This is a genomic window from Phycisphaerales bacterium (genome assembly GCA_020852515.1).
Classification (GTDB): domain Bacteria; phylum Planctomycetota; class Phycisphaerae; order Phycisphaerales; family UBA5793; genus UBA5793.
Genome location: JADZAS010000030.1, coordinates 81,704 through 101,788 on the forward strand (window position 1 = coordinate 81,704; position 20,085 = coordinate 101,788).

Consider the following 20,085-nt stretch of genomic DNA (forward strand, 5'->3'; position numbering starts at 1 on the left):
TGCTGCTCGCTCCAATGCTGCCGTTCATTGAAGTGACGAACAGCCGGGATTCCAGGCAATTCCGCATTCCGTCCGGGTCGGTGTGACCCCGGCAGCGTCTCCCGCATCCAAAGGTCATGCCGGTTGCCGTTTCCACTGCCGACTCATTCCGGATTGCTCGCTCCATTGAACCGATGCCGTGATCTTCAGGCGTCGATCCTCGTAGCATTTCCGGCAAGGTGGCTGGAGCCAACGCCATGGAAACGATGCAGTGCATGGAAGTCTGGGGCGGCAACGGCGTCGTGGACAGCGGCGTCATCATGGCCGGCCTCGACGCGTGGATCTTCAGCCGGCCCTTCGGACACTCCGAGAGCGGCGGAGACGTGCACTACGTCTCATCGTGCGCCACGGGGCGCATCACCCGGCTGCTCGTTGCCGATGTGAGCGGACACGGCGCTGACGTCGCGGAGGTGGCGACGAACCTGCGGCGACTCATGCGGCGGTTCATCAACTACATCGACCAGCAGGCGTTCGTCAGGGAAATGAACGGACAGTTCAGCGCCCTGTCGCGAAAGGGTCGATTTGCCACGGCACTGGTGACAACGTTCTTTGCGCCGACGAACGAGCTGGCGCTGTGCAACGCAGGACATCCGCCGCCACTGCACTACAGTGCGAAAACGAAAAAGTGGTCGCTGCTGGAATCGTCAGGCCGCAACTCAACGGACATCGCCAACATCCCGCTGGGCATTCTCGACATCGGCGACTACGACCAGTTCGGCGTGCGCCTGGGCGTGGGCGATCTTGTCGTGTGCTACACCGATTCGCTCATCGAATCGCGCGATGAGCATGGCGCGCTGCTCGGCGTCAGCGGGCTGCTCGAAGTCGCGCGCGGGCTCGCCATGACCGAGCCGACCGAGTTCATCCACGCGCTGCTGCAGGCGGTACAGGATCTCTACCCCGGCAACCTCGAAGCCGACGACGTGACGGTACTGCTGTTTCGCCCCAACGGCCTGGCGCCCAGCGTGCCCGTGAAAGACCGCCTGCTCGCGCCGCTGCGCATCCTCAAGGCGTCCGCCCGGTCGCTGGTCTCGCGCGACGGCAGCGCGCCTTGGCCGGAGTGGAGCCTCACCGCCATCGGCGGAGCGCTGCTCAACCGTTTCAACCGCCGCACGGGAATTTTCAAAGACGGCTGAGGCGTCGGGCGGGCTTTGCGACGGCATCGTCTCGCGCAGGTCATTTCCACGCAGGCGGGAATTCGGAAACGGGCAAGGACGAACCTTGCTTCGGCGTAAAGGCCGAAGGCCTCATCGTCAGGAGCCAAGGGTCCAGGGAGCGCACCGCTGACATACCTACAAGACAGAGAAAATCCGCATCGCACGACTTTTTCATTGTCCACCTCCCGCGCCGATGACGAGACTCTCTGGCGGGGCCGGCGGCAGTTGGTCCAGTTCCAAACGGTCGGCTCATCTACCGCGAAAGAAGGATTGAAATGAACAAGAGTGCACTCGTTGCCCTCGTCGTGGCGTCTGCGGCCTGCAGCGCCTCGACGCTGGCCCAGCAGATTCCCACCCGGCCTCAGCTCGACGCCATCCTCGGCTCGAATCAGATTCTTGAAGACTTCGAGTCATTCGTGATCGCGCCCAACACGGCCGCCAACCTGAACGTCTCATCGCTCGACAGCACCTCGATTGCCAACACGCAGGGCCCCGGCCTCGTCGAACCCTGCTGCAAATACGTCGATCCGTCCGGCGTGCAGTTGCAGTGGAACGGCAACGGCTACCAGACGCTCAACACCAAGACGATCCTCGGCAACGGCAGCATCCCGATGATCGAGATCTATTACCCCTCGCCGGGTGTGCATGCCATGGGTGTGGATGTACTGGGCTTCAACGGTTTCGGCTACGCGGGCGCCGCCGCGTTCTGGGATACCAACGGCAACTTCCTCGGCAGTTTCCCATTCACCGTCGCCGGCGGACCCGTGCCGACCTTCATCGGCTGGCAGAGCCCCGGCCCGGTTGGCATCGGCATGGTGCAGATCCGCGGCAGCGCCGGCTGGACGTGGAGCCCCGTCATCGACAACCACGGCTACGGCCGCACCGGCGGGCAGCTGCGCATCACCGGCACCTGCCCGGGCCCGATCCAGATCAGCTGGGCCGGCGCCACCCCCCTGCGCCCCATGGCGCTGCTGTTCTGCCCGACCACGGGCAACTGCACCGTGCCTTCCGGCCCCTGCACGGGAACGCGCCTCGGCCTCGGCCCGTGCGGCAGCGTCGTCAATGTCTTCAGCGGCAACACCGGCGCTCTGGGCTCAGGCAACCTCAACGCTAACGTCGGCCCCGCGGCGTGCCTGCGCTACCTGCAGATGATCGTGGTTGAACCGCCGGGCAACTGCCCGTCGTGCACGACCACCAACGTCGCGCAAATCCCCTGATCGAAGCGCGGGGAGGAGACGTGGCACGGTCAGCGCCTCTCCCACTGGGAGAGGCGCGATCGTTTTTCTACCGCCGGCTCTGAACTCCCGCCGCCGCGCTCTTGGGCAGCGCCGCTTCGATCTGGGCGAGCACCACGCGTGAGAGCGGCTCGTCGCCGAGGGTGTCCACGCGGATGCGCACCTTCGTGATCACCGTCGTCTCTTTGCTCAGGCGAATGCGCACCTCGCGGCCGCCCTGCGTCTTGGCGATCATGCGGCCTTCGAGATCGGTCAGATCTTCCTGAGTGACGATGAACGCGAGCCGATCCATCGCCGTCTTGCACGCCTGCCACGTCTGCTCGAGCGACGCCTGCTCGTAGGCTTCGAGTTCGCCGGTGAGGCGTGTGAAGTCGGCCATGCGCGCGGCGGAATGATCGGCTTCGCAGCCAGGCATCACCAGCGCTGCCAGCAGCGCCAGAGTGAAAAGAAGTGCAGCCGGTTGGTGTCGGGCATTTGTCATGACGTAAATGTACGGCGCCCAGCCCGGCGAGCAAACCCGTCAGGCCGGGCCTGGTGCATCCAGGGCCCGCAGCAGTTGGGGCAACTGTTCGGCAAAGCGGCCCCGGGGCATGACTTGGGTCGCGCCCGCCCGGTGCGCCGCTTCGAACGCATCAAGATTGACGTGCGGCCCGAACGCGAGCGTCCGCAGCGCCGGTTCGCGTGAAGCCGCCGCGGCGATGAGATCGATCGCGACCTCGCCCGCGTCGAGATCGACGATCAGCGCCCGCACCTCCGGCTCCTCCGTCAGCAGTTCGCGCAGCCGCTCGAACGTGCGGGCCGGCCGGGCTGGAACGCCGATCGCCTCGGCGGTGGAGCGAATGCGCGTGGCGAAGATGAGATCAGCCGTGCAGTAGAGAATCACGCCGGATCCTACGCGCGGGCGGACGGCTTGAGCGAACCGGGCCACTCGTCATCGATCGCGTCCAGGACGCCACGGGAAGTCGCGCGGCATGAGCCGGTCGATACCGTGCAGCCAGCCCACCAGCCACTCGAACGCATCGACGAGCCTGGGGCCCGGGCGGTTGAACATCTGGCTGCCGTCCACGATGGCGATTCGCCCGGTTCGCACCGCCGGCAGTTCGCGCCACCACGGCTGCGACTCGACCGTCGCCAGCTCGCGCTGCGTCCAGCCCAGATCCGCGCCGCACGGGGCGATGATGAGGACGTCAGGCTCCAAAGCAACCAGTTCATCAGGCGATGCGACCCGGCTCGGCTGCCCCGGCTCGTTGAGCGGGTGCCGCGCCCCGGCCGCTTCGATCAGTTGCGGCGTCCAGTGCCCGCCCACGAAGATCGGATCGAGCCACTCGATGAAGACGACGCTTGGCCCGGGCTCGTACGCGTTCACATGGTCGCGCGCTGCAAAGTACCGCTCGCGCAGCGCCACCACGGCCCGCTCGGCCGCCCGCTCGCGATGCACCGCTCGGCCGACGCGCAGCAGATCGTCAAACACATCTTCGAGGCTTGCGGGGTTCAGGCTGACGATCGCCGGCCGCGGCTCGAGCGTGGCCGCGAGACGCTCCACGCTGCGCAGGTCGATCGAGCACACAGCGCACAGGTCCTGCGTGAGAATCACATCGGGCTCGAGCGCCTCCAGTTGCGGTTCATCGAGCACGTACAGCCCGGCGCCCGAGGCCAGATGCTCGCGCACCGCCCGGTCGATTTCGGCGCTGCCCGCCGAGGAGTCCAGCCGCTGACTCGTCAGCGCCGGAAGCGACCGCACCCGGGGCGGCCAGTCGCATTCGTGGCTGCGGCCGACGAGCAGATCAAGCGCACCGATCGCGCCGAGCATTTCCGTCGCGGCCGGGAGCAGACTGATGATGCGCATGAAGCCGATGGTAGGAGCCGCCGGGGCTTGCACCGGCGCGGCGGTGCGGCTACAAACACCGTGCGAATAATCCAACGGCCCAAGGGAGAAGCCATGCCCGCCCCGAACCACTCTGCCGCGACGGACATCACCTCGATCCTGAAAGAGAAGCGCTTCTTCGCTCCGCCGGCCGACTTCGCCGCCCGAGCGCACATCAAGTCGCTAGACGACTATCAGCGCCTGTACAAGCGGTCGATGGACGATCCGGAGGGCTTCTGGGCCGAGGCGGCGCGCGAACTCTACTGGTTCAAGCCCTTCACCAGCGTGCTCGACTGGCACATCCCCGACGCCCGGTGGTTCGACGGCGGGCAACTCAACGCATCGTTCAACTGCATCGACCGGCAGATCGAGGCCGGGCACGGCGATGACGTGGCCATCATCTGGGAAGGCGAACCGATCGGCGACGACGGCCAACCCGAAGTCCGCCGACTCACCTACAACGACCTCGAATACGAAGTGGCCAAACTCGCCAACGTGCTCGACAGCCTGGGCGTGAACAAGGGCGAGGTCGTCACCATCTACATGGGCATGGTGCCCGAACTGGCCATCGCCGTGCTCGCCTGCGCCCGCATCGGCGCGCCGCACTCGGTGATCTTCGGCGGCTTCAGCGCCACGGCCATCGCGGACCGCGTCTCAGACGCCAAGAGCAAGGTCGTCATCACGTGCGACGGCTCGTGGCGGCGCGGCAAGATTGTGCCCCTCAAGGACAATGTCGATGAAGCCATGCAACTGGCCAGCGGCGTGGTCACCCACACCATCGTACTGCGCCGCTGCGGCAATCCGATCAAGATGATGCCCGGCCGCGATCACGAATGGGAAGACCTGATGAGCAGGGCCGAACCCGATCGCGATCCCACGCCCATGGAGGCCGAGGACCTGCTCTTCATCCTCTACACCTCGGGCACCACCGGCAAGCCCAAGGGCATCATGCACACCACGGGCGGCTACAGCGTCTTCACCTACCTCACCGCGAAATACACATTCGATCTGCGACCCGATGAAAACCAGGTCTACTGGTGCACCGCCGACGTCGGATGGGTCACGGGGCACTCGTACATCATCTACGGCATCCTGCCCAACCGCGTGCCGACGCTCATGTACGAAGGCGCGCCCAACTATCCCGAGCCGGATCGCTTCTGGGAGATCATCGCGCGGCACAAGGTCACGACTTTCTACACCGCCCCGACCGCCATCCGCGCGTTCATGAAGTGGGGCGAAGCGCATCCGGGCAAGCACGATCTTTCGTCGCTGCGCCTGCTGGGCACGGTCGGCGAGCCGATCAATCCCGAGGCGTGGATGTGGTACCACCGCGTCATCGGCGGCGGCCGATGCCCGGTTGTGGATACCTTCTGGCAGACGGAGACCGGCGGACACGTGATCACCCCCCTGCCGGGCGCGACACCCACCAAGCCGGGCTCGTGCACGCTGCCGTTCTTCGGCATCGACGCGGCCATCGTCGATGAACAGGGCAACGAAAAGCCGGCCAACACCGGCGGACTGCTGGCCATCCGCAAGCCCTGGCCCGGCATGCTGCGCGGCATTTACGGCGACCGCAAGCGATTCATCGACACCTACTTCTCGCGCATCAAGGGGATGTACTTTCCCGCCGACGGTGCGCGGCGCGATGAAGACGGCTACTTCTGGATCATGGGGCGCGTCGACGACGTCATCAACGTCGCCGGCCACCGCCTGGGCACGATGGAAATTGAAAGCGCCCTGGTCTCGCATACATCGGTCGCTGAGGCGGCCGTTGTCGCGATGCCCCACGACATCAAGGGTCAGGGGATCGCGGCGTTCGTCACGCTCAAGTCAGGCCAGCAGCCGACTGAAGACCTCCGAACGGAGCTGGTGAACCACGTCGGCCACGAGATCGGGCACATCGCCAAGCCGGATCAGATCCGCTTCACCGACGCACTGCCCAAGACACGCAGCGGCAAGATCATGCGCCGCCTGCTCCGCGAGATCGCCGAAGGCCACGAGCCGCGCGGCGACACGACTACGCTCGAAGACTTCTCCGTCCTCGCCAGGCTGCGCGAGAGCGAGGAAGGTTGAGCCAGCCAATTCGCGGCCGGGCCCATCAGCTGCAAGTGGTGCGCTATATTCGTGGGCATAGCGAACAAGACACCGCTCTGTGGTCGGAGAGGTTCGGGTTCGACTGGAGGTCGATCGATCGATGAAGTTCGCGCTTGCCCTGATGATTGCATTGCTCACCGGCTGCCACGCCGGCGGGCCGCCGCTGCGCGTCATGTCCTTCAACATCCGCTATGACAACCCAGGTGATGGGCCCAACCGCTGGGAGGAGCGGCGCGACCTGGTCGTCGATGTCATCCGCCACGCCGATCCCGACCTGCTCGGCACGCAGGAAGTGCTCGCCCACCAGGCCGAGTTTCTGCGCGAGCAACTCCCCGGCTACGAGTACTTCGGCGCCGGGCGCGACGACGGCGAACTCAAGGGAGAAATGAGCGCCATCTTCTACCGCGCCGACCGCTTCGAGCGCCTCGACGGCGGGCACTTCTGGCTCAGCGAAACACCCGATGTCCCCGGCAGCAAGTCGTGGGACGCGGCGCTGCCGCGCATGGTCACTTGGCTCAAACTGCGCGACTCGCGCGACGGCGCCGAGCTGTTCTTTCTCAACACCCACTTCGATCATCGGGGCGAGCAAGCCCGCGCGCTCTCGGCCATGCTGCTGCGCCGTCGCGCGCTCGAGCAGAGCGACGGCGCACCGCTCATCATCACCGGCGATTTCAACGCCTCGGGCGAGGGGCTCATCTCGGCGCTGCTCCGCGTCGGCGAAACCGGCGGCCGGCCCCTGCTCGACACCTATCGCGCGCAAGAGCCCGAGCGCGAGCCCGGCGAGGGCACGTTCAATGGCTTCACCGGCGACACGTCCAGCGCCCGCATCGACTGGATCGTCGTGAGTGAAGAGTTTAATGTGCGCGAAGCGTCGATCATCCGTACCAGCCGCGATGGCCGCTGGCCGTCGGATCACTTCCCCGTTACGGCTGTCGTGCGAATGCGATCCCCGGGCGACTGATTCAGCCGTGCGCGGCCAGGCGGCGCAACTGGGCCCGCTGGCACGCAACGCTGATCTGCTGGCAGCCTTTGACGAGCGTGTTGCCGCCGCCGCGATCTTCCATGCAGTGCAGGCCGTAGCGGAAGCGCTCGCCGGGCAGTTCTTTGATGCTCTGGACGACGGCGCGGCCGCGGAACTCGGTGCCCTCGTGCCGCAGCGCCGCCGCCACCACGTCGCTGATCTTGTATTTCGACTTGGCGATCATCGCAAAGCCGGTGGAACTCACATCCATGAGCGGGCAGTTCTTTTCGATGCCCAGGTCGCCGGCGATATTGGCGACCACGGTGCAGACGCGAAACGACTCGCGCCCTTCCGCCGAAACCGGCTGGCCGACGAGATTGCAGCCGAACACGACCCCGGCGTTCTTTGACGCGTCGACCGTCAGGATCTGCGTGTCGCCCTGGCCGTGGCCCGTGCGCGGATCGCTGACGGCCACGACCTCGGCGCTCTGCTTGTGGAACTTGCGATTGAGATCAAAGAACACCACCACGCGAGATCCCGCGTCGATGGCCAGTTCGCTGCCGTGCAGTTGCACGGCGTACGTTTCGCCGCTGATGGACAGAACCCGGGCCGGGTGGAGGATGCGCTTATCCGCATCGCGTCCGCAAGTGACAAAAACTTCAGCGCCTTTCGAGAGCATGGCCGCCATCCCCCTTGGTTCTTCTGGGAACACAATCGATTTCGGACCAAGACCCTATGTCGGCCCGATTCCGGTCGCTCTGAACCGCATTTTCGAAGAGCAGCGGGGTTTCACCCGCGACGGGGGGTGCACGCGCGCTTCATCGCTCGCTGCGCAGCGCCAGGATCAGTTCCACCTTGCCGACCTGCTCGTCAAGATATCGGGCGATCTCGACCGGGCTGCGACCGCGATCGGCCAGTTCGTAGACGTTGGCGAGGAGCGGATCGATCGTGCCGATCACGGCCGCCGCCACGCGCGTGTCCACTTCCACGCGCGGCTGCTCGGGCTCGTCGATTGGACCTTCACCCTCATCGCCGCGGCGCGAGCGGCCCGGCACAACGGTGCGTGTCGGGCTGATCGACGCTCCCACACGATCATCCAGCGCATCTTCGAGCTGGCGGATGCGATCATCCGCCTGCCGCAACAGCACTTCCAGCGTCTTGCAGCGGGTGTCCAGCGCGGCGATGAGTTGCCGCACCGACTCGTGCGCTTCAACCACGCGTGGATCATCGATCACCCCGCGGGTCGGCGCCCCGCTCCGCTGCGGCGCGTGCAGGTGCTCACCCGGCTCGAATCCACTGGTAGTACGTGCAGCGGGCCCGGAGGCAAACGCCGGACTCACATGGCGAGAGGCGGCGCGGCGCTGAAGTTTGAATCGCAGGTTCATGATCAGCAGAAACGACAGCAGCGAAACCCCGGCGGCCAGCAGCAGCCCGGGAAGGTGTTCAGTGAGCCCGAAGGTCGTTGAGGATGGCATGGCAACCTCCCTCGATCAGTGTCGCTCGCCGAAGCGTCGCGGCCCCGGCCCATCCGCCTCCGCCCTCTTCATCCGTTATCGGTACTATTAAGGCGTGAACATCACTGAACCTGATCCAGCCCGCGCCGGCCGGCGCCGCTCGCACGCCCCGCCGGGCCTGCCCTCCACGCGCCTGCGCTTTGTCGCGGCGGTCGCCACCGCACTCGATCGGCGCTGCGGCGTGCGGGCGCGCGACCGGCTCGTGCTGGCGGTGAGCGGCGGCGCCGACTCTATGGCGCTGCTGCTGGCGATGGCGGCGCTGGCGGGTCGATCGCATCGCCGCTACAACCTCGCCGTCGCCCACGTGAACCACCACCTCCGCCCGGAAGCGGACGTCGAAGCGCAAAATGTGCGCGAAGCGTCCGCGCGGCTCGGCCTCGATTGCAATCTGCTCGACATTCACCCGCGGGCAGCAGCGGGCAACCTCGCAGAGGTCTGCCGCCGCCTGCGCTACGAGGCGCTGGCCGAGGTCGTGCGGGGGAGCCGCGCCGCCGGGCTGATCACCGCCCACCACGGCACGGACCAGTTGGAAACCCTACTGATGGCCCTGATGCGCGGCTCGGGGCTCGATGGCCTTTCCGCCCTCGCCTGGCGGGCCCCGCGCTGGGGCGTGGACATCATCCGCCCCCTTCTCGACCAGAGCCATCAGGACTGCATCGACCTCTGCCGCCACTGCGGCTGGACTTGGGCCGAAGACCTCTCCAACCTCGACGAGAGCAAGCGGCGCAATGCCGTCCGCGCCCGCCTGCTGCCGACCGTGCTTGAACTGGCCCCGGACCTTGATCGCCGCATCCACCGCACGGCCGACCTCATGCGCCAGGCGGCCGCGCTCGTGCAGCGCGAGGCCGTGTCAGCCTTCACCGCTGACGAGGCCGGCGCCTTTGATCGAGCGAGACTGGCCACCTCCGGTGAACTTATCATCGGCGCCGGCTTGCGCGACGCCGCCGCGGCACTCGGCGCCCGACGCGATGATCTCACCCTTGAGGTGGTCCGGCCCGCAGTCGATGCGATCATGCAGACGCAGGTGCGGCGGCCGCGCCGCTTCGACTGGCCCGGCGGTGTGGTCGTCGAGGTCCGTTCCAGGAAGGTGCTCCTTCACATCGCCGCGGAGAACCGCTGAGCATCTCGCAGGTACCACTCCGCACCCACGCACGCCGCACACACGGGGGATTCAAGTGGACGGCCACGTTCTCGCACTGGGCATTCGCGATCTCAAGTTCCGCTACGCCGCCTCCGGCCCGTGGATTATCGATGTCCCCGCTCTCGATCTCGAGCGCGGCGAACAGATGCTCCTCACCGGCGGATCGGGGCGCGGCAAGAGTACGCTGCTCAATCTCATCGCCGGCCTCATGGACCCTCTCGAAGGCCGCATCTTCGTCGGCGGCGCCGACGTGCACTCGATACATGGCGCCGCCCGCGACCTGCATCGCGGCCGCCACATCGGCGTGATCTTCCAGACCTTCAATCTCCTGCACGGGTTCAGCGCCGTCGAAAACGTCATGACCGCCATGATGTTCTCCACCATTCCCCCGCGCGAGCATCGACCCCGCGCCGAGCAACTGCTCGAACACCTCGGCATCGACCGGCCCAGCGCCGACCCCGACCGCATGAGCCTGGGCCAGCAGCAGCGCGTCGCCGTCGCCCGGGCCGTGGCGTGCGATCCCGTGCTGGTCCTGGCCGATGAACCGACCGCCAGCCTCGATCCGGAAAACGCCGTGGTGGCGATGGACCTCATCCAGGCCATCTGCGCCGAGAAGAACGCCGCGCTGCTGTGCGTCAGTCACGACCCCACGATGAAAGATCGCTTCGAGCGCCAGGCGTCGCTGGGCGAACTGGCCGCAGAGCCCGCCGCGGCGGAAGGCGGGTGCTGACGTGGCTATGACTGACTTCACCATCATCACGCGGAGCATGACGGCCCGGCTGTTTTCCACCATTACGACGATCATCACCGTCTCCGTCGCGGTCGGGCTGATGCTCCTGCTGCTGAGCCTGCGCAGCGCGGGAGAAGAGGCGTTCAGCCGCGGCGCGGGCAACATGCACCTGCTCATCAGCCGCGACAGCAGTCCGCTGGTCTCGGTGCTCAACGGCATCTTCTACGCCAAAGCCCCTCCGCGCTGGATTGAGTGGAGCAAGTACGAGCAGATCGTCCAGACCTACCCCTTCGACTGGGCGGTGCCCACGCAGATGGGCGACAGTTACCGCGGCCACCCGGTGCTGGCCACAACGCCGGAGTTCTTCACGAAGTTCCAGCCCGACCCGGATGCGCCGTGGGAACTGCGGGAAGGGCGCTACTTCGCCGAGCCTCTCGAGGTCGTCGCCGGCGCCGCCGCGGCCAGGGCGACCGGCCTGCGCCTGGGCGATCACGTCGAACTCAAGCACGATGCGACAAACGAAGAGCATGCTCACTTCGAATACGTCGTGGTCGGCATCCTCGAACCGACCGGCACGAGCCACGACCGAGCCCTCTTCACCAGCCTGGATGGCGCCTGGATCATCCACGCGCACGAGCGCCGCGAGAATGAGGATCACGAGGTGGAGCACACCGGCGGCGACGACCTGCTGCCTGCGGATCGGAAGATCACGGGCATCTACGTCGGCCTGCCCACGCGCGAAGGCTCCAAGGTATCTGCCGCACTGCAACAGGTCTTCAGCATGCTTCGCGCCGATCCGTCCATCACCGTGGCCCAGCCGGGTGACGAGACAAAAAAACTCTTCGAGATCATCGGCAACATGAATCTCCTGTTCGTCGGCATGGCCGGCGTGGTCATGGTCTCCAGCGGCATCTCCATCATGCTCGCGCTCTACAACTCGATGGAGCAGCGCCGCCGCCAGATCGCCGTCCTCCGCGTGCTCGGCTGCAGCCGCGGCCGCATCTGCTCTCTTGTGCTCACCGAGTCGGCGATGATCGGCCTGCTCGGCGCCGCGGCAGGGATCGCCGTCTGGCTCATCGGTTCGCAGGTCGCCGCGAGCATCCTCAAGGACGTGCTGGGGCTGGTCGTGCATCCCCGGCTCGACGCCGCGACCACGCTGATCATCGTCATGGCCACCGTTGCCCTGGCCGCTCTTGCCGGCGTCGTGCCCTCGATCATGGCCTACCGCACCCCCGTGGCCCGCCACCTCAAACCCTTGGGGTAGACGAGCCCCCATGGAGCCGACCCCGGGGGCCAGTTCGTCTACCATTCGATCGGTTCCCGGTGGGGAACCGCTGTGATCGCCAGGGATGCGATCAAGCGGCAGGAAGGTTGAGTCATGAAGATTTTCTGGGGCTTCATCGGGCTGCTGGCTGTGCTCACAGCGGGGTTGCTGATCAGCGGCCGCTCCGACCGCGAGCCATCGACTGAGACACATGAGCCGGCCGCGTTGACCGAGGCGGCGGCGGACGAGCCGTCCTCCGCCCGGGAAGCGGCCCCCGGCGCATCGCGACCGCCGGCCATCAAGCCGGAATCGGCTGCGCCGCACCCAGAACTTGAGCCAACGAACGCCAACGCCGAACCGCAGATCGACCCGCACAAGATCGAACCGCCGCCTGGCGATTCTTCGAGCCCGGACGAAGCGATCGTGGGCGCGGGTCAAGATGCGCCCGGCGCCCGCGAGGCCGAAGACGGCGTCCTCACGCCCAACGCACCGGCGGAGATTGGCAAACTCGAACCACGAGTCGACAAACAGGACGAAGCCGAACTCGATGCGCTCGTCAACGAGTTGCTGCGGGCCGCGAATGAAGAGGATCAGCCGACGGAAACCCAGAGCGCCGCCGAGCCCGAAACGACGGGCGAATCTTCTGACGCGTCCGCCGATGCGTCTGAAGACACGACCGCTCCGGCCCCCGTCGAAGTCGAGGGTGCGACCGATTCAAGCAAGGGCGCGAGCGACTCTGCTGTCGGCGGCGGGCCTGAGGCGGCCCCCGGTAAAGGCGCGCCGATCGGCGAGCAGGTTAAACCCGCGCCCAAAGCTGATCCGACCAAGCCCGAGATCGTGCCATCCACCTTTGAGACGCGCGAAGACGGGGCGATCCTCGCCGACAAACGGTTCGTCATCCGTGGCCAGGGCACGAAAGAGAAGCCCTACGTCGTCACGTGGGACATGCTCGTTTCGGCCAGCGAGTTGTACGACCCGCGCCGCGGCAAACTGAAGCTGCCCGAGCGCATCAAGATGCTCGACGGCAAGTACGTCAAGGTTGTCGGCTACGTGACGTTCCCGATTGTCGCTGAGGGGCCCAACGAGATGCTGGCGATGCTCAACGCGTGGGACGGCTGCTGCATCGGCGTGCCGCCGACGCCGTATGACGCCGTGGAAGTGCGGCTGGCGCAGCCGGCCAGCGCCGAGCAGATGCTCATGAGCTGGGGCAGCGTCACCGGGAAGTTCAAAGTCGAGCCGTACCTCGCCGCCGACTGGCTGCTGGGCCTGTACCTGATGCAAGACGCCGTCCTCGAGGCCGAGAGCATGTGAACGATTCGCGAGGAGGCTGAATCGCGCGATGAAACTCCAGAGCACTCCGCGGCGCAGAGCGTTCGCGTCGTCATTACTGCGTACCCTTGTTGCCTTGTTGCGTTGATCCCTTGATCCCTTGATCCCCGATGCCTTCCTCTTACGAAAGAACCCGCTCCCATGGCTGAACGTCCATCGAACATGGACCGCGAACTGCAGGCCGAAATCGAAGCAGCGCTGGGCGACATGAGTCTCGAAGACCTCGTGAACGCCGGCGCCCCGGGCGCGGCGCCCCGAGCCACGCAGACCGGGCCGCGCCCGCGCCTTGAGCCGGGCGCCCGCATCACGGGCGTGGTCGCGCGCGTCGGCCGCGATGATGTCTTTGTCGAACTCGGCCCCAAGATGCAGGGCGTGTGCCCGTTGCAGCAGTTCGAAGAGAATCCGCAGGCCGGCGCCTCGATCGAGTTCATCGTCAACCGCGTCGATCGGCGCGAGGGGCTCGTGCACCTCGGCCGGGCCGGCGCGGTGCAGAAGGGCGAATGGGACACGCTGCAGAAGGGCCAGACCATCGAAGCCCAGTGCACGGGCGTGAACAAGGGCGGCCTCGAACTTCAGGTCGGGTCGATGCGAGCGTTCATGCCCGCGGGCCAGGTCGATCGCCAGCACATCGACGACCTCTCGACGATGGTCGGCCAGTCGCTGGTGTGTGAAGTCATGGACATCAACCGCGAGAAGCGCAACCTCGTCCTCTCACGCAAGGCCGTGCAGGAGCGCGAGGCGGCGGCGCTGCGCGAAAAGACGCTTGAGACTCTCGGGTTGGGTCAGGAGATCGAAGGCATCGTCCGCCGCATCATGCCCTTTGGCGCCTTCGTGGACTTCGGCGGCGTGGACGGCCTCGTGCACGTCAGCGACCTCTCCTACGAACGCGTGCACAAGCCTGAAGACGTGGTCCACGAGGGCCAGACGGTGCGCGTCAAGGTGCTCCGGATCGAAGACGGCGGCAACAAGATCTCGCTGGGCATGAAGCAGTGCCAGGCCGACCCCTTCACCGCCACCGGCGCCACGCTCGCGCCCGGTTCCGAGGTCGTCGGCAAGGTCGTGCGCATCGCCGACTTCGGCGCGTTCGTGCAGATCGCGCCCGGCGTCGATGGGCTCATTCACATCTCCGAGCTTTCGCACGATCGAGTCAACCGAGTGCAGCAGGTCGTGAAGATGGATGAGATCGTGCGCGTGAAGGTGCTCGACGTCGATCCGGCGAGCCGGCGCATCAGCCTCTCGCTCAAGGCGATGCGGGCGAAGGAAGAAGAGGACGCGGGCCGCTCCGACGACAACGCCATGGCGAAACTGCGTGCCAAGTGGGGCAGCGACAAGTCCCTCAAGGGCGGCCTCTGAGCCGCCTGCGTCTTCGCCACGCTTCCTTTTCCTCCCGCCTCCGAGAACTCCGACCGTGAAACTCGCCGTCGTCAGTTGCAGTCTCGATCCCGACAGCCGCAGCCGCATCCTCGCGAGCCGCGCCCACGAACTGCTCAAGGCGAGTGGCGCCGACGTGGACTGGATCGACCTCGCCGACATCCCCCTGCCGCTGTGCGACGGCGGCGCGTGCTATGGCAACCAGAATGCGCGGGCCGTCAAGGAGCGCCTCCGCGAAGCGCGGGGCATTCTCATGGGCGTGCCCATCTACAACTTTGACGTCAGCAGCGCGGCCAAGAACCTCATCGAGCTAACGGGCCGCGACGTGTGGACGGGCAAGGTCGCCGGGTTCCTCTGCGCCGCCGGCGGGCGCGGCAGTTACATGTCGATCATGCAGATCGCCGGCAGCCTGATGCTCGACTTCCGCACCGTCATCATCCCGCGCTTCGTCTACGCCACGGGCAGCGATTTCGCCGGCGATCAGATCATCGGCGAAGACGTGCTCAAGCGCATCGACAGTTTGACCGCCGATCTCGTCCGGTTTACCGATGCGTTGTGCACGTAGGTCGGGACAAGGCTCGGCGCAGGCCCGGCAGTTCACCGCATCAACTCGGCACACTCTCAACTGCATCGCATCCGCAACTGCCGGGCAGCGCTCAGAGCAGCGCTCCAGACCTACGAAGACGTCATCGGATATCATGCCGCATGAACTGGCCGACTCCTTCGGGGCGGATCGTCATTGCCGGCGGCAGCGGATTTCTCGGCACCCACCTGGCCAGCCATCTCGCCGGACTGGGCTGCGAAGTCATCATCCTCGCTCGCAGCGCCCGGCCGACCTCGGGCAACTGGCGCACGGTCAACTGGGATGCGCGCCGCATGGGCGAGTGGACCTCGCAACTCGACGGCGCCGCGGCACTGGTCAACCTCGTCGGCCGCAGCGTGGACTGCATCAAGACGCCCGATCATTACGATGAGATCCTCCGCAGCCGCGTCGAGGCGACGCGCGTGCTCGGCCAAGCCTGCCGCGCGGTCGATCGGCCGCCGCCGGTGTGGGTGCAGATGAGCACAGCGCACATCTACGGCGATCCGCCCGAAGTCATCTGCGATGAGTCGGCGGCTTTCGGCTATGGCATGGCGCCAATCGTCGGCCAGGCGTGGGAGGCCGAGTATGAGAAGGGCAAACTCGAATCGCAGCGCGGCGTCGTGCTGCGCACCAGCTTTGTCATCGGGCGCGGCGGCGGGGCGATGGCCCGCCTCGCGATGCTGACCCGCCTGGGCCTGGGCGGCACGGTGGCTTCGGGCACGCAGGGCATGAGTTGGCTGCACATCGAAGACATGTCGCGCCTGTTCGAACGCGCCATCGCCGACGAAAGCATGAGCGGCGTCTACATTGCCAGCGCGCCCAATCCCGTTTCCAATCGGGAGTTTATGAAGGCGCTCCGCCGCGCCATGCGCGTGCCCATCGGCCTGCCGGCGTTTGAGTGGATGGTGCGGCTCGGGGCGCCGCTGCTGCTGCGGACGGATCCCGAACTGGCGATCTACGGCCGCTACGTCGTGCCGCGCCGGCTGCTTGATGAAGGGTTCGAGTTCAGGTTTGCCGATCTCGACGCCGCGCTGGCGGATCTGTCCACATAGATCGGAGCCGGGAGCTGCCCTTCAGTTGCCGCCTTACCACCCCGCAGAAAATATCGCCAGCCTGATGCCCATGTTGATCACGATCAGCACGACCCACAGCCCGAGCACATCGGTCCAGGTCATGTCCATGATCTCCGCAAAGACGCGAAGGAAGATGACGAAACTGATCAGGTCGAGCACGAAGAACCCGCCCGCCAGGCTGTCGATGGCGTAGTCAGTCAGGTCCATCGCCGCAAAGATGCCGGCGATGCGCAGGGCGCTCAGATGCCACGGCGCATCGAAGCCCATCCACAGCACGCTGCAGATGAACAGGCCGCCCAGCGCCAGCAGCACGCTCAGGCCGAAGACCATGACAAACACGCCCGCGGCCAACGGCCCGTTCATCACCGCCATCCACGGCAGCAGCACCGCCATCGACACGCCGAGCATCAGCAGCGGCGTGCGGTATGCTTCGCGCGTCGCCTCGTCTTTGAAGCGCCCCGCCTTGCGGTCGCCGCTCAAGCGCGGCCGAATGTGCTCGCCGCATTCCGGGCAGCGCATGACTTTGAGCCCGCGCAGGCTGTAGTCGCAGTTCACGCACTTCAGCCCCTCAGCGCCGAGCCGGGCGCGTCCGACCAGCGTATCTTCCGTCAGGCCGACGGCCGGATCGTAATTGCAGCGCGTACAGATCGAGCTTCCCGTGACGATCTGCTTCAGGCAGACAGCGCAGCGCAGCGGCTCCGCGGTGTCGGCCGGCGCCGGCTCTACGTCGAAGACCAGATCGGGATCGGCCGTTGCCGCCAACGGGCCCTGCCGGCTCCAATCCTTCGATGCGTGCTCGGCGCACTCGCGGCAGGCGTAGCGGTTCCGCGGGTCGCGCACGCGCGGCCGATCGCTGCAGTCCTGCCCGCAGTAGATGCAGATCTTCGGTCCGGCGGCGCTTTCCAGATTCGCTTCGTGCATGCGCTGGCCCCGGTGTGCCGTGTGGCAGTATCAAGATATCACGTATCCGCGATCACCGCATGCGCCTCATCCAGATTTTTCGAGTCGCACCCGGACGCCCGCAGCTGCGGATGGACAACCCCGAATGCTCAAATCAACGTCATTCCAAAGGCTACCAACCCGACCACCAGCACCACGCGGAAGATGAACAGGGCAAAGCCCAGCCCGATCGCCTGCACGAGATCGAGTTCGAGAAACGACATCAGCATCTGGATGAAGACGAGCAGGACCACAACGTTGAGGATGATCGATCCGCCAACGACCACTGAAATGGCCAGGGAAGCGAGGTTCACGACGCAATAGATGCCCGTCAGCCGCAGGAAGGTCAGATGCCAGGGCGCGTCGAATCCGAACGCAATCACGCTGCACAGAAAGAACACGATCACTCCCGTGATCACCTGGAACGCGAGGTACAACAGGACAGCCGGGATCGCCAGCGGTCCTCCCAAGGCGCCGGCCCAGAGCACGTAGACTGTGCCTGCGATGCCGATCATCAGCAGTGGCGCGCGGTATGCCTGTCGCGTTGCTTCATCCTTGAATCGTCCGGCCTTCTTCACCTTGCTTGCGCGCGGGCGGATGCGCTCGCCGCACTCCGGGCAGCGCATCTGTTTGAGCCCGCGCAGATCGTACTTGCATTTCACGCAAATCAGCGCTTCGGGCCCGAGTTCGCGCAGCCCGACAAGCGTCTCGGGCGTCAGCCCCGTCTGCGAGTCGTAATTGCACCGCTCGCAGCGCGTCTCGGGGGGCCTGATTTCGCGCAGGCAGATCGGGCAATCCACCCGCACCACCTCCGGCGGCAACTCCGGCTCAGGCGCCAGCAGGATCTCCGGGTTCACCTCGTGGCTCAGCGCGCCCTGGCTCTCCCACTGCCGCGACGCCGCCTTCACGCAAGCGTGGCAGGCATAGCGCCCCTGCCGATCGCGCACGCGCGGCCGGTTCGAACAGTCCTCGCCGCAGTAGATGCAGGTCTTTCCTGCCGTCTCCGTCGCATTCGATGATCCACTGTGCATCGCGCCCCCCTTCTGAGATCCCGGGACGATCACAATATAACCGATCATCGCCTGCCTGACATGTCCGTCCGCGTCAGAATCCGGACGCGCAGCGAAAAGCCCAGGCAAGGCTTGCCTGGGCTTCGGTTGAGCTTCGAGTTGACGCCGGCTTACTTCCAGTTCGCCTTGAAGTCGCGGATCGTCGTGTTGAGCTTCTGCGTCAGTTCGTCGTTGAAGGCCCGTTTGGCGGCGAGCTCATCGCGCACCGGCTTGCCCGGGCCCTGCATGTATTCAATCAGGTCGCGCTCGAAGCGGGCCACGTCGTCCTTATCCACGTCGTCAAGGTAGCCCTTGGTGCCGGCAAAGATCGAAATGACCTGGTCGATGACATCCATCGGCACGAACTGCGGCTGCTTGAGCAGTTCCACCATCGCGGCCCCGCGGTCGAGCTGGCGCTGCGTGGCCTTGTCGAGTTCGGTGCCAAGCTGCGCGAACGCTTCGAGTTCGCGATACGCCGCGAGGTCGAGGCGCAGCGAGCCGGCGATCTGCTTCATCGCCTTGATCTGTGCGTTGCCGCCCACGCGGCTGACCGAGATACCCACGTTGATCGCGGGACGCACACCGGCGAAGAACAGATCGGGCTCGAGGTAGATCTGGCCGTCGGTGATCGAGATCACGTTCGTCGGGATGTAAGCCGACACGTCGCCTTCCTGCGTCTCGATGACGGGCAGCGCCGTCAGCGACCCGCCGCCGTTCTCGTCGGAGAGCTTGGTGGCGCGCTCGAGCAGGCGGCTGTGGAGGTAGAACACGTCGCCGGGATACGCCTCGCGGCCGGGCGGGCGACGGAGCAGCAGCGACAACTGGCGATACGCCGTCGCCTGCTTGCTCAGGTCGTCGTAGATGCACAGCACGTGCTGGCCCTTCCACATGAAGTACTCGCCCATGGCGCAGCCCGCGTACGGGGCGATGTACTGCAGCGGCGCCGGGTCCGACGCCGACGCGTTGACGACGATGGTGTAATCCATCGCGCCGTGCTTCTTGAGCGTGTCCACCACGCCCGCCACGGTCGACTCCTTCTGTCCGACCGCGACGTAGATGCACACGACGGCGTCCGGCGTGCCCCAGAACTTCTTCTGATTGATGATCGTGTCGATGGCGACGGCGGTCTTGCCCGTCTTGCGGTCGCCGATGATCAGTTCGCGCTGGCCGCGTCCGATGGGGATCATCGAGTCGATCGCCTTGATGCCGGTCTGCAGCGGCTGCATGACGGGCTGGCGTTCGGCGATGCCCGGCGCGACGATGTCGAGTTTGCGGGTTTCCGTGGCGTTGATCGCCGGCCCGCCGTCCAGCGGCTGGCCCAGCGGGTTGACCACGCGGCCGAGCAGCTCTTCACCCGCGGGCACTTCGAGCAGGCGGCCCGTGGAGCGGACGGTGTCGCCCTCGCGCACCTTGAGGTAGTCGCCGAAGATGACGGCGCCGACGGTGTCGGTTTCGAGGTTCATCGCCTGGGCCATCACGGGGCCTTCGCTCGTCTCGATCTCGAGCAGTTCGGCGGCCATGGCGGCGCCGAGCCCGTAGATTCGCGCGATGCCGTCGCCGACTTCGACGACCTGCCCCACGTCGCTCACTTCGAGCCGATCTGAAAACTGGGCGATCTCCTGCTTGATCACACTGGTGATTTCGTCGGTTCTGATCTTCACGTCTGGTCCTCGTTTCATTTTCGCCGGCTTTCCGGCTGCCGGTCGCCTTTCGACCGGCCGGTGTGTTGCTTGTCGGGGCGATCG

19 protein-coding genes are annotated in these 20,085 nt (G+C 66.1%); 11 read left to right on the forward strand and 8 right to left on the reverse strand.

Annotated elements, in window-relative coordinates:
- Window positions 1–236: 236 nt before the first annotated feature.
- Together IT430_17775 and IT430_17780 are read left to right on the forward strand one after the other, a co-directional pair.
- Window positions 237–1,172 carry a serine/threonine-protein phosphatase gene (locus IT430_17775; GenBank protein MCC6909788.1) on the forward strand — a complete coding sequence of 312 codons (936 nt, stop codon included), beginning with the start codon at window positions 237–239 and terminating at the stop codon, window positions 1,170–1,172.
- A 296-nt stretch (window positions 1,173–1,468) separates the two neighbouring features.
- Entirely contained in the window at window positions 1,469–2,410 is a 942-nt protein-coding gene (locus tag IT430_17780; GenBank protein MCC6909789.1) for a hypothetical protein, read from the forward strand.
- Between the two features lie 67 nt (window positions 2,411–2,477).
- Here the strand turns inward: IT430_17780 and IT430_17785 are convergent, their stop codons facing one another.
- The 3 genes from IT430_17785 to IT430_17795 are packed head-to-tail and all read right to left on the reverse strand — an operon-like array spanning window position 2,478 to window position 4,274.
- Window positions 2,478–2,909: a DUF3568 family protein gene (locus IT430_17785; GenBank protein ID MCC6909790.1), complete on the reverse strand. Its 432-nt coding sequence runs from the start codon at window positions 2,907–2,909 to the stop codon at window positions 2,478–2,480.
- A 39-nt stretch (window positions 2,910–2,948) separates the two neighbouring features.
- Window positions 2,949–3,311 carry a hypothetical protein gene (locus tag IT430_17790; GenBank protein ID MCC6909791.1) on the reverse strand — a complete coding sequence of 121 codons (363 nt, stop codon included), beginning with the start codon at window positions 3,309–3,311 and terminating at the stop codon, window positions 2,949–2,951.
- 48 nt (window positions 3,312–3,359) lie between these two features.
- Entirely contained in the window at window positions 3,360–4,274 is a 915-nt protein-coding gene (locus tag IT430_17795) for an ABC transporter substrate-binding protein (protein ID MCC6909792.1), read from the reverse strand.
- A 93-nt stretch (window positions 4,275–4,367) separates the two neighbouring features.
- Here IT430_17795 and acs point away from each other — a divergent pair, with 93 nt between their 5' ends.
- Window positions 4,368–6,365, forward strand: a complete 1,998-nt coding sequence (gene acs / locus IT430_17800) for an acetate--CoA ligase (GenBank protein MCC6909793.1) — start codon at window positions 4,368–4,370, stop codon at window positions 6,363–6,365.
- 121 nt (window positions 6,366–6,486) lie between these two features.
- Entirely contained in the window at window positions 6,487–7,347 is an 861-nt protein-coding gene (locus IT430_17805) for an endonuclease/exonuclease/phosphatase family protein (GenBank protein MCC6909794.1), read from the forward strand.
- A gap of 1 nt (window position 7,348) precedes the next feature.
- On the opposite strand, the gene IT430_17810 is transcribed toward IT430_17805, so the two are convergent.
- Window positions 7,349–8,026 carry a hypothetical protein gene (locus IT430_17810; GenBank protein ID MCC6909795.1) on the reverse strand — a complete coding sequence of 226 codons (678 nt, stop codon included), beginning with the start codon at window positions 8,024–8,026 and terminating at the stop codon, window positions 7,349–7,351.
- Between the two features lie 139 nt (window positions 8,027–8,165).
- The gene (locus IT430_17815) at window positions 8,166–8,822 is read right to left on the reverse strand and encodes a hypothetical protein (GenBank protein MCC6909796.1); all 657 of its coding nucleotides are present in this window, start codon (window positions 8,820–8,822) and stop codon (window positions 8,166–8,168) included.
- A 94-nt stretch (window positions 8,823–8,916) separates the two neighbouring features.
- On the opposite strand from IT430_17815, the gene tilS reads away from it, so the two are divergent.
- The 7 genes from tilS to IT430_17850 all read left to right on the forward strand — a co-directional run bounded on the left by tilS (window position 8,917) and on the right by IT430_17850 (window position 16,331).
- Window positions 8,917–9,981 carry a tRNA lysidine(34) synthetase TilS gene (gene tilS, locus IT430_17820; GenBank protein MCC6909797.1) on the forward strand — a complete coding sequence of 355 codons (1,065 nt, stop codon included), beginning with the start codon at window positions 8,917–8,919 and terminating at the stop codon, window positions 9,979–9,981.
- 55 nt (window positions 9,982–10,036) lie between these two features.
- Complete coding sequence (locus tag IT430_17825; GenBank protein ID MCC6909798.1) at window positions 10,037–10,732, forward strand: ABC transporter ATP-binding protein; 696 nt, start codon at window positions 10,037–10,039, stop codon at window positions 10,730–10,732.
- A 1-nt stretch (window position 10,733) separates the two neighbouring features.
- Complete coding sequence (locus tag IT430_17830; protein MCC6909799.1) at window positions 10,734–11,996, forward strand: ABC transporter permease; 1,263 nt, start codon at window positions 10,734–10,736, stop codon at window positions 11,994–11,996.
- 114 nt (window positions 11,997–12,110) lie between these two features.
- Window positions 12,111–13,307, forward strand: coding sequence for a hypothetical protein (locus IT430_17835; GenBank protein MCC6909800.1), 1,197 nt, complete (start codon window positions 12,111–12,113; stop codon window positions 13,305–13,307).
- Window positions 13,308–13,466: 159 nt separating this feature from the next.
- Window positions 13,467–14,678 carry a S1 RNA-binding domain-containing protein gene (locus IT430_17840; GenBank protein MCC6909801.1) on the forward strand — a complete coding sequence of 404 codons (1,212 nt, stop codon included), beginning with the start codon at window positions 13,467–13,469 and terminating at the stop codon, window positions 14,676–14,678.
- Between the two features lie 55 nt (window positions 14,679–14,733).
- A complete protein-coding gene (locus IT430_17845) occupies window positions 14,734–15,261 on the forward strand; it encodes an NAD(P)H-dependent oxidoreductase (GenBank protein ID MCC6909802.1) in 528 nt (175 codons plus the stop codon).
- Window positions 15,262–15,401: 140 nt separating this feature from the next.
- On the forward strand, window positions 15,402–16,331 hold the full coding sequence (locus tag IT430_17850) for a TIGR01777 family oxidoreductase (GenBank protein MCC6909803.1): 930 nt from the start codon (window positions 15,402–15,404) through the stop codon (window positions 16,329–16,331).
- 33 nt (window positions 16,332–16,364) lie between these two features.
- Here IT430_17850 and IT430_17855 read toward each other — a convergent pair whose 3' ends face one another.
- From IT430_17855 to IT430_17865, 3 genes are all read right to left on the reverse strand, one after another.
- Window positions 16,365–17,273 carry a hypothetical protein gene (locus IT430_17855; GenBank protein ID MCC6909804.1) on the reverse strand — a complete coding sequence of 303 codons (909 nt, stop codon included), beginning with the start codon at window positions 17,271–17,273 and terminating at the stop codon, window positions 16,365–16,367.
- Between the two features lie 128 nt (window positions 17,274–17,401).
- On the reverse strand, window positions 17,402–18,322 hold the full coding sequence (locus IT430_17860) for a hypothetical protein (GenBank protein MCC6909805.1): 921 nt from the start codon (window positions 18,320–18,322) through the stop codon (window positions 17,402–17,404).
- Window positions 18,323–18,471: 149 nt separating this feature from the next.
- A complete protein-coding gene (locus IT430_17865) occupies window positions 18,472–20,019 on the reverse strand; it encodes a F0F1 ATP synthase subunit alpha (protein ID MCC6909806.1) in 1,548 nt (515 codons plus the stop codon).
- Between the last annotated feature and the right edge of the window lie 66 nt (window positions 20,020–20,085).

Bases quoted from the DNA above. Each gene is read 5' to 3' on its own strand.
- IT430_17780 (MCC6909789.1), top strand. From the start codon at position 1,469: ATGAACAAGAGTGCACTCGTTGCCCTCGTCGTGGCGTCTGCGGCCTGC.
- IT430_17840 (MCC6909801.1), top strand. From the start codon at position 13,467: ATGGCTGAACGTCCATCGAACATGGACCGCGAACTGCAGGCCGAAATC.
- IT430_17865 (MCC6909806.1), bottom strand. From the start codon at position 20,019: ATGAAACGAGGACCAGACGTGAAGATCAGAACCGACGAAATCACCAGT.
- IT430_17855 (MCC6909804.1), bottom strand. From the start codon at position 17,273: ATGCACGAAGCGAATCTGGAAAGCGCCGCCGGACCGAAGATCTGCATC.
- acs (MCC6909793.1), top strand. From the start codon at position 4,368: ATGCCCGCCCCGAACCACTCTGCCGCGACGGACATCACCTCGATCCTG.
- IT430_17850 (MCC6909803.1), top strand. From the start codon at position 15,402: ATGAACTGGCCGACTCCTTCGGGGCGGATCGTCATTGCCGGCGGCAGC.
- IT430_17860 (MCC6909805.1), bottom strand. From the start codon at position 18,322: ATGCACAGTGGATCATCGAATGCGACGGAGACGGCAGGAAAGACCTGC.
- IT430_17835 (MCC6909800.1), top strand. From the start codon at position 12,111: ATGAAGATTTTCTGGGGCTTCATCGGGCTGCTGGCTGTGCTCACAGCG.
- IT430_17785 (MCC6909790.1), bottom strand. From the start codon at position 2,909: ATGACAAATGCCCGACACCAACCGGCTGCACTTCTTTTCACTCTGGCG.
- IT430_17810 (MCC6909795.1), bottom strand. From the start codon at position 8,026: ATGCTCTCGAAAGGCGCTGAAGTTTTTGTCACTTGCGGACGCGATGCG.
- IT430_17775 (MCC6909788.1), top strand. From the start codon at position 237: ATGGAAACGATGCAGTGCATGGAAGTCTGGGGCGGCAACGGCGTCGTG.
- IT430_17795 (MCC6909792.1), bottom strand. From the start codon at position 4,274: ATGCGCATCATCAGTCTGCTCCCGGCCGCGACGGAAATGCTCGGCGCG.
- IT430_17805 (MCC6909794.1), top strand. From the start codon at position 6,487: ATGAAGTTCGCGCTTGCCCTGATGATTGCATTGCTCACCGGCTGCCAC.
- IT430_17815 (MCC6909796.1), bottom strand. From the start codon at position 8,822: ATGCCATCCTCAACGACCTTCGGGCTCACTGAACACCTTCCCGGGCTG.